General features: G+C 67.2%; 11 protein-coding genes. 8 read left to right on the top strand and 3 right to left on the bottom strand.

Annotated elements, in window-relative coordinates:
• Nucleotides 1-10: 10 nt before the first annotated feature.
• A complete protein-coding gene (locus CXG43_RS08385) occupies nt 11-1378 on the bottom strand; it encodes a short-chain fatty acyl-CoA regulator family protein (protein ID WP_101099556.1) in 1368 nt (455 codons plus the stop codon).
• A gap of 112 nt (nt 1379-1490) precedes the next feature.
• Here CXG43_RS08385 and CXG43_RS08380 point away from each other — a divergent pair, with 112 nt between their 5' ends.
• The 5 genes from CXG43_RS08380 to mmsB are packed head-to-tail and all read left to right on the top strand — an operon-like array spanning nt 1491 to nt 7038.
• Nucleotides 1491-2996 carry a CoA-acylating methylmalonate-semialdehyde dehydrogenase gene (locus tag CXG43_RS08380; RefSeq protein WP_101099555.1) on the top strand — a complete coding sequence of 502 codons (1506 nt, stop codon included), beginning with the start codon at nt 1491-1493 and terminating at the stop codon, nt 2994-2996.
• 16 nt (nt 2997-3012) lie between these two features.
• The gene (locus CXG43_RS08375; RefSeq protein ID WP_101099554.1) at nt 3013-4179 is read left to right on the top strand and encodes an acyl-CoA dehydrogenase family protein; all 1167 of its coding nucleotides are present in this window, start codon (nt 3013-3015) and stop codon (nt 4177-4179) included.
• Nucleotides 4176-4973, top strand: coding sequence for an enoyl-CoA hydratase (locus CXG43_RS08370; protein ID WP_101099553.1), 798 nt, complete (start codon nt 4176-4178; stop codon nt 4971-4973). The genes CXG43_RS08375 and CXG43_RS08370 overlap by 4 nt, the downstream gene beginning before the upstream one ends.
• On the top strand, nt 4970-6151 hold the full coding sequence (locus CXG43_RS08365; RefSeq protein ID WP_101099552.1) for an enoyl-CoA hydratase/isomerase family protein: 1182 nt from the start codon (nt 4970-4972) through the stop codon (nt 6149-6151). The genes CXG43_RS08370 and CXG43_RS08365 overlap by 4 nt, the downstream gene beginning before the upstream one ends.
• A complete protein-coding gene (gene mmsB, locus CXG43_RS08360; protein ID WP_101099551.1) occupies nt 6148-7038 on the top strand; it encodes a 3-hydroxyisobutyrate dehydrogenase in 891 nt (296 codons plus the stop codon). Before CXG43_RS08365 ends, mmsB begins: the two co-directional genes overlap by 4 nt.
• 121 nt (nt 7039-7159) lie before the next feature.
• Here mmsB and CXG43_RS08355 read toward each other — a convergent pair whose 3' ends face one another.
• The gene (locus tag CXG43_RS08355) at nt 7160-7585 is read right to left on the bottom strand and encodes an organic hydroperoxide resistance protein (RefSeq protein WP_042613743.1); all 426 of its coding nucleotides are present in this window, start codon (nt 7583-7585) and stop codon (nt 7160-7162) included.
• Nucleotides 7586-7694: 109 nt separating this feature from the next.
• Here CXG43_RS08355 and CXG43_RS08350 point away from each other — a divergent pair, with 109 nt between their 5' ends.
• Entirely contained in the window at nt 7695-8519 is an 825-nt protein-coding gene (locus CXG43_RS08350; RefSeq protein ID WP_101099550.1) for an AraC family transcriptional regulator, read from the top strand.
• A 107-nt stretch (nt 8520-8626) separates the two neighbouring features.
• Here the strand turns inward: CXG43_RS08350 and CXG43_RS08345 are convergent, their stop codons facing one another.
• The gene (locus CXG43_RS08345; RefSeq protein WP_101099549.1) at nt 8627-9583 is read right to left on the bottom strand and encodes a cation transporter; all 957 of its coding nucleotides are present in this window, start codon (nt 9581-9583) and stop codon (nt 8627-8629) included.
• Nucleotides 9584-9922: 339 nt separating this feature from the next.
• Here CXG43_RS08345 and CXG43_RS08340 point away from each other — a divergent pair, with 339 nt between their 5' ends.
• Both CXG43_RS08340 and dusA read left to right on the top strand, forming a co-directional pair.
• On the top strand, nt 9923-11386 hold the full coding sequence (locus tag CXG43_RS08340; RefSeq protein ID WP_101099548.1) for a SulP family inorganic anion transporter: 1464 nt from the start codon (nt 9923-9925) through the stop codon (nt 11384-11386).
• A 153-nt stretch (nt 11387-11539) separates the two neighbouring features.
• Entirely contained in the window at nt 11540-12556 is a 1017-nt protein-coding gene (gene dusA / locus CXG43_RS08335; protein WP_101099547.1) for a tRNA dihydrouridine(20/20a) synthase DusA, read from the top strand.
• Nucleotides 12557-12682 lie beyond the last annotated feature (126 nt).

The raw sequence follows: 12682 nt of genomic DNA, 5'->3' as shown, positions 1-12682 counted from the left end.
GCCCGGCGCGCTAGCGCCCAGGCAATTGCACGAACGCGCGCTGCATGCAGTCTTCGCGCGGGCACACCCGGCAGCCGGGGCCGATCGACACCGAATTGCCCGGGCTCTGGATATCCAGCCCACGCGTGTACACCAGCCGCTCGGCGTGCTGCAGGTCGCAGCCCAGCGCCACCGCGAAGGTCTTGCGCGGCTGGCCGTGGCCGACCGGCCCGCTGCTGACCTGCCGCGCCAGCCAGAAATGGCGTCGCCCATCGGGCATGCGCGCGGTCTGGGTGAGGATGCGCCCGGGCTGGTTGAACGCCTCGTACACGATCCACAGCGGACACGAGCCGCCGACCTGCGAGAAGTGGAAATCGGTGGCCGAATGCCGTTTGGACACATTGCCCGCCCGGTCCACGCGGATGAAGAAAAACGGCAGGCCGGGCGCACTGCGCCGCGCCAGCGTACTCAAGCGGTGGCAGACCGCCTCGAAGCCCACGCCGAACTGGTGTGCCAGCAGTTCGATGTCATAGCCACTGGACTCGGCCGCACGCAGGAACGGGCCGTACGGCATCACCAGCGCGCCGGCGAAGTAGTTGGACAGGCCGATGCGTGCCTGTGCGATGCGCTCGTCATCGCCGAAACCAGCCCGCTCGATCACCGCATCCACCTGTTCGGCATGGCCGCGCAGCGCCAGTTCGGCGGCCATCTGGAACGCCTGCTGGCCCGGTTCCAGGTAGTCCGGCAGCCACAGCGTGCGTGCCTGCCGGTCCATCACGCGCTTCTCCCGCCCGGCCTGCAGCGGGGCCACTTCCACCATCACCCCGTGGCGGTCAGCCAGCAGCTGGCGCAGCCGCGGCGCCATGTGGCCCACGGTCAGGCCCCACTCGGCGAACAGGCGCTCGGCCAACGCGTCCAGTTCCGGGATGTGGTTGTGCATGCGGTTGAAGAAATCGCGCACCTGGTCACCGGCCGGCAGGCTCATCCCAGCGCCGGGCTCACCCAGCTGGAACTCCAGCGCGGCGGCGTGCTCGCGCAGCGCCAGATGGCGCCGGTGCAGGTCCAGCAGGGCCTGGCTGACCTGTGGCAGGTTGCCGGCCAGTGCCCGCAGTTCATTGGCGCTGACATCGGCCAGGCCGAGATCACGCAGGGTCTGCCCCAGTGCCTCCTGCAGCGCGGCGGGGCCGCCGGCGTCGAACAGATCGCCCAGCTCACCCAGCACCGCGCGCAGTCGCTGCTGGACCGCCGGGGTCAAGGGCCGCTTGTTGCGCTCGATCTGGTTCAGGTAGCTGGCTGATACGCCAAGCTGCTGTGCCAGCTGCACCTGGGTATAACCGCGCTGCTCGCGCAGCTTGGCCAAGCGGAGCCCGAGCTGGCGTTGGGGTGACTCCGTATTCACAGGATTAACAACTTTCGTCGTTCCGGTTGGCCAGATTAAGCGTAGACAGCCCGGAAATCGAGTGGTCGCTTGTGAATAATGCCAAGCATCCCTGAGACCCCACGGTACCGCCATGACTGTTGCAGCGCCCCGTATCCGCCTGTTGATCGATGGCCAGTTCATCGAATCGTCCACCGCCCACTGGCAGGACGTCGTCAACCCGGCCACCCAGGACGTGCTGGCCCAGGTGCCCTTCGCCACCACCAGCGAAGTGGATGATGCGGTGGCCGCGGCCAAGGAAGCCTTCAAGAGCTGGCGCAAGACGCCGATCGGCACCCGCGCGCGCATCTTCCTGAAGTACCAGCAGCTGATCCGCGAGAACATGAGCGAGCTGGCCCACACCCTCAGCGCCGAGCAGGGCAAGACCGTGCCGGACGCCGAAGGCGATGTGTTCCGCGGCCTGGAAGTGGTCGAGCACGCCGCGGCGATCGGCAACCTGCAGCTGGGCGAGCTGGCCAACAACGTGGCCAACGGCGTGGACACCTACACCCTGATGCAGCCGCTGGGCGTGTGCGCGGGCATCACCCCGTTCAACTTCCCGGCGATGATCCCGCTGTGGATGTTCCCGATGGCCATCGCCACCGGCAACACCTTCGTGCTCAAGCCGTCCGAACAGGACCCGATGGTCACCATGCGGCTGGTCGAACTGGCGCTGGAAGCCGGCATTCCCAAGGGCGTGCTGAACGTGGTGCACGGTGGCGAAGAAGTGGTCAACGCAATCTGCGACCACCCCGACATCAAGGCGGTTTCGTTCGTGGGTTCCACCCGCGTCGGCACCCACGTATACAACCGCGCCTCGCTGGCCGGCAAGCGCGTGCAATGCATGATGGGCGCCAAGAACCATGCCGTCGTGCTGCCGGATGCCAACAAGGAACAGACCCTCAACGCGATGGTCGGTGCCGCCTTTGGTGCCGCCGGCCAGCGCTGCATGGCGGCCTCCACGCTGGTACTGGTGGGCGAGGCGCGTTCGTGGGTGCCTGACCTGGTGGCCAAGGCGAAGACGCTGAAGGTCAGCGCCGGTTCGGTCGCCGGCACCGATGTCGGCCCGGTCATCTCCTGCAGCGCACGTGAGCGCGTGGAAGGGCTGATCGCTTCGGGCGTGGAGCAGGGCGCCACGCTGGACCTGGACGGCCGCAATCCGCAGGTGGACGGCTTCGAGAAGGGCAACTTCGTCGGTCCGACGATCTTCTCCGGCGTCACCACCGACATGCGCATCTACCAGGAAGAAATCTTCGGGCCGGTGCTGGTGATCCTCGAAGCGGAAACGCTCGATGACGCCATCGCGCTGGTCAACAGCAACCCCAATGGCAACGGCACGGCGGTGTTCACCCAGTCCGGCGCCGCCGCCCGCAGGTTCCAGGAAGACATCGACGTCGGCCAGGTCGGCATCAACGTGCCGATCCCGGTGCCGGTGCCGCTGTTCTCCTTCACCGGTTCGCGCGCGTCCAAGCTGGGTGACCTCGGCCCGTACGGCAAGCAGGTGGTCATGTTCTACACCCAGACCAAGACCATCACCGCACGCTGGTTCGATGACGAGACGCTCAGCCACGGCGTCAACACCACCATCAGCCTCAAGTAACAACGGAGTTCCAGCCATGAGTAACTCGATGACGACGGAACTCGAAGAAGCGCAGCAGGCCTATCGTGAGGCAGCGCGTGACTTCGCCCAGGCGGAATTGGCGCCACACGCGGCGCGGTGGGATGCGGAGGGCATCTTTCCGCGCGAGGCGATCGCCAAGGCAGGGGAGCTCGGGTTCTGTGGCCTGTACATGGATCCCGAGGTCGGTGGCAGCGGCTTGAGCCGACTGGACGCCGCCGTCGTCATCGAGGAACTCGCCAACGTGGATCCGTCCACCGCAGCGTACGTGAGCATCCACAACATGGCTTCGTGGATGGTATCCACGTGGGGCCAGCAGGCGCTGCGCGCGGCCTGGGGTGCGGACCTGGCGGCCGGCATCAAGCTGGCCTCCTACTGCCTGACCGAACCCGGCGCCGGCTCCGATGCGGCGTCGCTGAAGACCACGGCGCTGCGCGACGGCGATGACTACGTGCTCAACGGTTCCAAGGCCTTTATTTCCGGGGCCGGTGCCACCGAACTGCTGGTGGTGATGGCGCGTACCGGTGGCGCGGGCGCGGGCGGGATCAGTGCGATCGCCGTGCCAGCCGACCTGCCGGGTATCAGCTACGGCCGCAAGGAAGAGAAGATGGGCTGGAACAGCCAGCCGACCCGCGGCATCACCTTCGAGAACGTGCGGGTGCCGGTCGGCAACCTGCTGGGCGAGGAAGGTGGCGGCTTCAAGCTGGCGATGAAGGGCCTAGACGGTGGCCGCATCAACATCGCGGCCTGCTCGCTGGGCGCCGCCCAGGGGGCGCTGGATGCTGCCCGCCGCTACATGGGCGAACGCCGCCAGTTCGGCAAGGCGCTGGCCGAATTCCAGGCCCTGCAGTTCAAGCTGGCCGACATGGCCATCGAACTGGTGGCGGCCCGCCAGATGGTGCACACGGCGGCGCGCAAGCTCGACGCCGGCGCCAGCGATGCCAATATCTGGTGTGCGATGGCCAAGCGGTTCGCCACCGATGCCGGCTTCACCATCTGCAACGAAGCGCTGCAGATCCACGGCGGCTACGGTTACATCCGCGAATACCCGATCGAGCGACTGCTGCGCGACAGCCGCGTGCACCAGATCCTGGAAGGCACCAACGAAATCATGCGGGTGATCGTCGCCCGCCACCTGCTCAACACCGAAGAGGAACTGCGATGAACGATTGGCGCACCCACGATCACCTCGGCCTGAAGGTCCAGGCCGATGGCCACGTCGCAGTCATCACCCTGCACAACCCGCCTGCGCATACGTGGACCGTGCACAGCCTGGCGGCACTTCGCGACCTCGTCGCCGCGCTGAACGCGGACCGTTCCATCTACGCGCTGGTGATCAGTGGCGAGGGCGAGAAGTTCTTCTCCGCCGGCGCCGATCTCAACCAGTTCGCATCGGGTGACAAGGGCGCTGCCCGTGAAGCCGCACGTCGTTTCGGTGAAGCCTTCGAGGCGCTGTCCGGCTTCCGTGGCGTGTCCATCGCCGCGATCAACGGCTATGCGATGGGCGGCGGGCTGGAATGCGCGCTGGCCTGTGACCTGCGCATCATCGAAGAACATGCCCAGGTGGCGCTGCCGGAGGCCACCGTCGGCCTGCTGCCGTGCGCCGGTGGCACCCAGAACCTGCCGCGCCTGGTCGGTGAAGGCTGGGCCAAACGGATGATCCTGCTCGGTGAGCGGATCGACGCCGACACTGCCGTGCGTATCGGCCTGGCCGAACAGAAGGCCGGCAAGGGCGAAGCCAAGGCCCTCGCACTGGAATGGGCGAAGAAGGCCGGCAAGCAGAGCCCGACCAGCATTGCCGCCTGCAAGACGCTGGTGCAGTCCACGCGCACCGGTACCCACGCCGCCGCGCTGGTGGCCGAGCGCGAAGCGTTCGTGGACCTGTTCGACAGCGCTGACCAGGTGGAAGGCGTGAGCGCTTTCCTGGAAAAGCGCAGCGCGCAGTGGAAGAACGCATGAGCCGGGAAACCGACATCGTGGTCGATGAGGCACCGGTGCTGTTCGAAGAGCGCGTGACGGCCAACGGCATGCGCATCGGCATCGCCACGCTCAACGCACCGCGGACGTTGAACGGGTTCTCGCTACCGATGGCGCATCTGCTGCTTGAAAAACTGCGCACCTGGGCAACTGACGACGGCGTTGCGATGGTGGTGCTGCAGGGTGCCGGAGAGAAGGCGTTCTGCGCCGGTGGCGACCTGCACAGCCTGTACCAGAGCATGCTGGCGTACCGTCAGGCAGGCCACGCCGACATCCGCCAGAACGCCTACGCCGCCGAGTTTTTCGACGTCGAGTATCGCGTCGATTACCTGATCCATGCCTATGCCAAACCGATCCTGTGCTGGGGTCATGGCATCGTGATGGGCGGGGGCATCGGCCTGATGTCCGGTGCCAGCCATCGCGTGGTCACCGAGCGCTCCAAGCTGGCGTTCCCGGAAATCACCGTCGGCTTGTTCCCGGATGTGGGGGGCAGCTGGCTGCTGCCGCGCGTGCCCGGTAACGGAGGGCGTTTCCTGGCGCTGACTGGCGCGCTGCTCAACCCCGGCGATGCCCTCTTTGCCGGGCTGGCGGACCTGCACGTCGCTGAATCACACCGGGGCGATGTGCTGGATGCGCTGCTGGCGGCAGGCTGGGAAGCCGACTGCAATGCCAACCATCACCACCTCACCACCGTGCTGCAACGCTTCGCCAGTGAGGCTGCGCCCGGGCCCCTGCAGCGCAACGCCGGGTTGGTGGACGTGCTGTGTGACGGCGATGATCTGCAGAAGATCGTAGACCGTATCACCGCCATGGAAAGCGAGGATGCGTGGCTGCAGGCCGCGCAGAAGACGCTGGCAGCCGGGGCTCCCGGCTCGGCGCGACTTGCGTTCGCCCTGCAGGCACGCTGCGCGGACGAACCGCTGGCCGATGTGTATCGACTGGAGTACGTAGCGGCACTGCACTGCGCGGCACACGGCGATTTCGCCGAAGGCATCCGCGCGCTGCTGGTCGACAAGGACCGCACCCCGCATTGGAACCCGGCCACGCTGTCCGACGCCAGCGCGGCGTGGGCCGAAGATTTCTTCATTTCCCCGTGGCCGGCCGACCAGCATCCGCTGGCCGATCTGGAAGCCACCACTCCTGAAAGGACCCCCGCATGAGTCGCATCGCATTCATTGGTCTGGGCAACATGGGCGGGCCGATGGCCGCCAACCTCGCCAAGGCCGGCCACGCCGTGCGGGTGTTCGACCTGGTGCCGGCCGCCGTGCAGGCCGCGGTCGACGCAGGCGCCACCGCAGCCAGCTCCGCACTGGATACGCTGGCCGATGCCGAAGTCGTGATTTCGATGCTGCCGGCCAGCCGCCACGTCGAAGGCGTGTACCTCGGTGATGACGGTCTGCTGGCCGATATCCCGGGCGGTGCGCTGGTGATCGACTGCAGCACCATCGCCCCGGCCACTGCGCGCAAGGTCGCCGAAGCCGCCGCCGCGCGCGGACTGCAGATGCTGGACGCGCCGGTTTCCGGCGGTACCGCCGGCGCCAGCGCCGGCACGCTGACCTTCATCGTCGGCGGCGAAGAAGATGCGCTGGAACGCGCGCGTCCCTACCTGCAGGCGATGGGCAAGAACATCTTCCACGTGGGTGCCAACGGTGCCGGCCAGGTCGCCAAGCTGTGCAACAACATGGCGCTGGGCGTGATCATGGCGGTCACCGGTGAATCCATCGCGCTGGGCGTGGCACACGGGCTGGACCCGAAGGTGTTGTCGCAGATGATGGCGGTCAGCACCGGCCGCAGCTGGGCAACCGAAGTGTGCAACCCGTGGCCCGGCGTGCTGGAAAACGCACCGGCTTCGCGCGGTTACAGCGGCGGTTTCGGCAGCGACCTGATGCTCAAGGACATGGGCCTGGCGGTGGAAGCGGCGATGAGCGTGGGCGCCTCGATTCCGCTCGGCGAACTGGCGCGCAACCTGTATTCGATGAACCACCAGGCAGGCCGCGGCAAGCTTGATTTCTCCAGCGTGGTGCAGCTGGTGAGCAACGAAAAATAGCCCACGGCCAGCGAGCGCTGGCGGGCATGAAGGGGTAGGGGGTGACCAGCGGTCGCCCTGCTACCAACCGCGGTGGGATGGGCGGATGCACGGTCACGACCGGCATCCGCCCATTTTTTTTTCAGGCCACGATCAGCTTGACGTCGATGTTGCCCTGGGTCGCGTTGGAATACGGGCAGACAACGTGGGCCTTCTGCACCAGCTCTTCCAGCTGCTCGCGCGGCACGCCCGGGGCGGTGATGGTCAGCTCGGCTTCGATGCCGAAACCGGTCGGGATCTGGCCGATGCCGACCTTGCCGGCCACGGTGGTGTCGGCCGGGAGCGCAACCTTGGCCTGGCCTGCGACGAACTTCAGCGCGCCCAGGAAGCAGGCCGAGTAACCGGCAGCGAACAGCTGCTCCGGGTTGGTGCCCGGGCCGCCGGCGCCGCCGAGTTCGCGCGGGGTCGACAGCTGGATGTCCAGCACGTTGTCGGAGGAAACAGCGCGGCCTTCGCGGCCGCCGGTTGCGGTGGCCTGGGCGGTGTAGAGAACCTTTTCGATCGACATGGCGGAGTTCCTTGTTGGGGTGGCCGGTTGGCCGGTGAGGTGTACTTTGCGCGCCTTGGTTGGACGTGTGGCAACATGGAGTCCGGAAAACTTGATGGATCGTCCAGCCATGCTTGATCGACTCGAATCCCTGCTCGACCGCTTCCCGGTCAGTGCGCGGCTGCTGCAGGGTGGCGAGATCAGCGGCCATTGGGTGCCCGCACAGGCCGCCAGCCAACCCCTGCTGCACCTGCTCAGCCAGGGCGGCGTGGAACTGGTGGACCGCGATGGCACCTGCCTGCGCATCGACCAGCCCAGTGTGCTGCTGCACGCCCGCCCGCGCGACCATCACTTCAACGTCGATGACCGATTGCGGGTGCCGCTGGTGACCGCCGGGCTGCGTTTCGAAGCCGGCGAAGGCAGCCCGGTGGCCGATGCGTTGCCGAGCCCGGTCTGCCTGCCGCTGGCCGACCTGCTGGGCAGCAACGCGGTGCTTGGCGTGCTGTTCGAAGAAGCGTTCGCACAACGCTGCGGCCGCCAGGCGATGCTCGATCGTCTGTTCGAACTGGTGATCATCCAGGTGCTGCGCACGCTGATGGAAAACGGCCAGATCCAGGTCGGGCTGCTGGCCGGCATGGGCCATCCACGGCTGCGCCATGCGCTGGTGGCCATGCATGAGCAGCCGGCGGAAGAGTGGTCGCTGCACGCGCTGGCCGAACGTGCCGGGATGTCACGCAGCGCTTTTGCCGAAGGCTTCCGCGAGGTCATCGGCAGTACCCCCGGGCAGTACCTGCAGGCGTGGCGGACCAGGCTGGTGCAGCAGGCGCTGCGTCGTGGCCAGCCGTTGAAGCGCATCGCCGGTGACGTGGGCTACGGCAGCGAAGCGGCGTTGTCGCGCGCGTTCAAGGCGCAGACCGGGCAGTCGCCGCGCGAGTGGAAACAGGCTGCAAGGTAGCGCCGAGCCATGCTCGGCGAGCGTCCCGCCCTGGTAGCGCCGAGCCATGCTCGGCGAGCGCCCCGCGCGGTGCAGCCTTCCGCTGAGCACGGCCAGGCGCTACCGGGTCATACCGCCCATTCCAGGTCGGTGGTGAACATGATGGTCAGCCAGCGATCCGGCGACTCTTCGCCCAGCAGGTCGCCGATCTCATCGCGCAGCCGATCCCATTCGGCCAGCGCGCGTGGCGGATCGTCGGCGCGCACCACGAAGAACAGTTCGATCTGCTCGCCGCGGCCCACCTGCGCCACGTAGCTGCGGTAGTCGAGGAAACCGTGCCGCGCCACCACATCGCGCGCCACCGTATCCACGTGGCTGCGCAGCTCCTGCGGTGCGACCAGCAGGATGCCCGCAAGCGCCTGGCGTACGGTTCCCAACGGGGCCACCATCACGAACAGGCAGACGACCGCCAGGATGCCCGGATCGATGTACGGGCCGATCCAGTCCAGTGGCGTGCCGCGCACCAGCGCCCCACCGACAAAGGCCAGCAGGTAGCAGGCCGACATGCTGGCGGCGATGATCCAGTTCTTCGCATCCAAAGCGATGAAGTCCGATCCGATGCGCCGGTTGGCGCGCAGCACGAACGCGGCCAGCGCGCCTTCGGCGAGCAGCGAGATCACCCCGAAGGTGATCGCCGGACCCAGCGCGATCAAGCGCCCGCCCGAGGTGAGCGCATCCACGGCGTTGACGAAGGCATACAGCGCCGCACCGATCATCAGCGTCCCGCTGACCCCCAGCACGATCGGCTCCAGATGCCAGAAGCCCATCGAAAAACGCTGGTTGAGCCGCGACTGCAGCGTATCGGTATTGGTCGATTGGGCGATGAGCCGGGCCACCAGCAGCGAGAGCCAGGTCATGACCACGTCGATCACGCCGTAGATGCCGTCGAAGATGATCAGCGAGGAGTTGGCGTACAGCCCGAAGCCCACGGCCGTGGCCGCCATCACCAGGGTGCCGGCGATGGACAGGCGCAGCACTCCCTGTTCGGTGCGCGGATCGAAGAAGCGGGGGGCAACGGAAGCCATGCCGGGATTGTAGCGCCCGGCCCTGGTAGCGCCGAGCCACGCTCGGCGAGCGCAGCGGCGTGACGACCAACGGTCGTCACCGACCAGAGCAAGGGCAACAGCGTGACGACCAACGGTCGTCACCCACCAGAGCAAGGGCAACAGCAGGACGACCAACGGTCGTCACCCACCAGAGCAAGGGCAACAGCGAGACGACCAGCGGTCGTCACCCGCCAGAGCAAGGGCAACAGCGAGACGACCGGCGGTCGTCACTACCTTGCCGCCGTCGCCTGCCGTAAACTTGCGCGCTTACCGCCGCCGCGTATGCGTGGCCCTGCCCGCGGTCACCAGGAACCCCCCATGCAGACCCATTACCCGCTGCGCCAGCAGTGGCTCGGCAACGTCCGTGGCGACGTGCTGTCCGGCATCGTCGTCGCCCTCGCGCTGATCCCCGAAGCGATCGCGTTCTCGCTGATCGCCGGGGTCGACCCCAAGGTCGGCCTGTACGCGTCGTTTTCCATCGCGGTCATCACCGCCATCGCCGGCGGTCGCCCCGGCATGATCTCGGCCGCCACCGGTGCGATGGCGCTGGTGATGGTCGACCTGGTCAAGGACCACGGCCTGCAGTACCTGTTCGCCGCCACCATCCTGACCGGTCTGCTGCAGATGACCGCCGGCGCGCTGAAGCTCGGTTCGCTGATGCGCTTCGTCTCGCGCTCGGTCATCACCGGCTTCGTCAACGCATTGGCGATCCTGATCTTCATGGCCCAGCTGCCGGAGCTGGTCGGCCGCGGCCCGATGGTCTATCTGCTGTGTGCGGCGGCGCTGGCGATCATCTATCTGCTGCCGCGGATCACCCGCGCGGTGCCTTCGCCGTTGGTCGCCATCGGCATCCTCACTGCAGTGGTGATCGGCTTCGGCATCGACGTACGGACCGTGGGCGACATGGGCCAACTGCCGGACAGCCTGCCGTCCTTCTTCCTGCCGGACGTGCCGCTTAACTGGGAGACGCTGCGCATTCTGCTGCCGGTGTCGGCCACCCTGGCGGTGGTGGGGCTGCTGGAATCAATGATGACCCTGCAGATCGTAGAGGACATCACCGAAACCCCAAGCGAGCGCAATCGCGAGTGTGCCGGACAAGGCCTGGCGAACACGGTGACCGGCTTCTTCGGCGGCATGGCCGGCTGCGCGATGATCGGGCAGTCGGTGATCAACGTGACCAGCGGCGGGCGCGGGCGCCTGTCCTGCCTGATCGCCGGCAGCGTGTTGCTGATGCTGGTGGTATACGGCAGCGAGCTGGTGCGGCAGATCCCGATGGCTGCCCTGGTGGCGGTGATGATCATGGTCAGCATCGGCACCTTCAGCTGGCGCTCGCTGAGTGACCTGCGCACCCATCCGCGCAGCTCTTCAATGGTGATGCTGCTGACGGTGGTGGTGACCGTGGCGACGCATGATCTGGCCAAGGGCGTACTCAGCGGCGTGCTGCTGTCAGCGCTGTTCTTCGCGTGCAAGGTCGGCGGCATGCTGGACGTGCAGCGTGATGACCACGAGGGCGCGCAACGGTATGTGGTGCGTGGACAAGTATTCTTCGCATCGGCCGGGCAGTTCGGCGCGGCCTTCGATTACCAGGACGTGGCGCCGCGCGTTGAGATCGACCTGCAGCATGCCCATCTGTGGGACCTCACCGCGGTGGGTGCGCTGGAGCGCGCGGTGGAAAAGCTGCGCGCGCATGGCGCGGTGGTGGAGGTGGTGGGCCTGAACGCGGCCAGCGAAACGCTGATCGAGCGGGTAGGGCGCAAGGGCCCGGCCGGCAGCGCGCATTGATCCCTGCCGGTAGTGACGGCCGCTGGCCGTCAAGCGGGTGGTGGGTGACGACCATTGGTCGTCACGCCCGTGCCCACCGGATCATTCAGCCGCCCGGTGTAAACTATTGATCATGCAGGCATTGCCTGCCGCCCCTGATTCTCCAGCGTCCCCATGACCCAGCCAACCGCCACCGCCGCGTCCCGCTACGCCGATTCCCTGCGCCTTTCCGTCGCCCCGATGATGGACTGGACGGACCGCCATTGCCGTGTGTTCCATCGGCTGCTGGCGCCCGGCGCGCGGCTGTACACCGAGATGGTGCACGCCAATGCGGTGATCCACGGTGATCGCCAGCGCCTGCTCGGCTTCGATGCGGCCGAAACGCCGCTGGCCCTGCAGTTGGGCGGCAGCGATCCGGCCCTGCTGGCGCAGGCCGCGCGCATTGCCCAGGACTGGGGCTATGACGAGGTCAATCTCAACTGCGGCTGCCCATCCGACCGTGTCCAGGCCGGCCGCTTCGGCGCCTGCCTGATGCGCGAACCGGCCCTGGTGGCCGACTGCGTAGCGGCGATGGTGGCCGCGGTGGATATCCCGGTCACGGTCAAATGCCGGCTCGGGGTGGACGATGACAACGACTACCAGGCCTTCGCTGCGTTCGTCGACCAGCAGGTCGCCGCCGGTGCACCGATGGTGGTGGTGCACGCGCGCAATGCCTGGCTGAAGGGCTTGTCGCCGAAGGAAAACCGCGAAGTGCCACCGCTGCGCTACGACTGGGCCTACCGGCTCAAGCAGGAGCGTCCGGAGCTGCCGGTGGTGCTCAACGGTGGATTGGCCAGCATCGAGGCGGTGCAGGCCCAGGGCGGCAAGGTGGACGGGGTGATGCTGGGCCGTGCGGCCTACCACGATCCCTACCTTCTGCATCAGCTGGAGGCGCTGCAGACCGGCGCCCCGTTGCAGGCACGGCAGGCGCTGCTGCGCGCGCTGCGTCCCTACGTGGAAGCGCGGCTGGCCGAAGGGTCGGCGCTCAAGCACATCACCCGGCACATCCTGGGCTTGTTCCACGGGCAACCGGGGGGCCGCGCGTTCCGCCAGATCCTGAGCGAGGGCGCACATCGCCCGGGCGCGGACTGGAGCCTGGTGGAGCAGGCCCTGTCGGCCACCGAACGTGATGGCGGGCGCGAGGCGGCCTGACGCAGTGCGCGCCGGGGGGCCGCAGACGGCCCCGAATGCTGTTAGTATGTTCACTTACCTGAATATAGACATCCGATCTTCAGGAAAGTTCAGACCGGATTCACTGGCAAAAGCCGAAATTTGCAA

This window comes from Stenotrophomonas sp. Bg11-02, assembly GCF_002836635.1.
In the GTDB taxonomy this organism is placed as follows: Bacteria; Pseudomonadota; Gammaproteobacteria; order Xanthomonadales; family Xanthomonadaceae; genus Stenotrophomonas; species Stenotrophomonas lacuserhaii.
The sequence above is the reverse complement of the archived record's forward strand: the minus strand, read 5'-3'. Positions and strand labels throughout refer to the sequence as shown.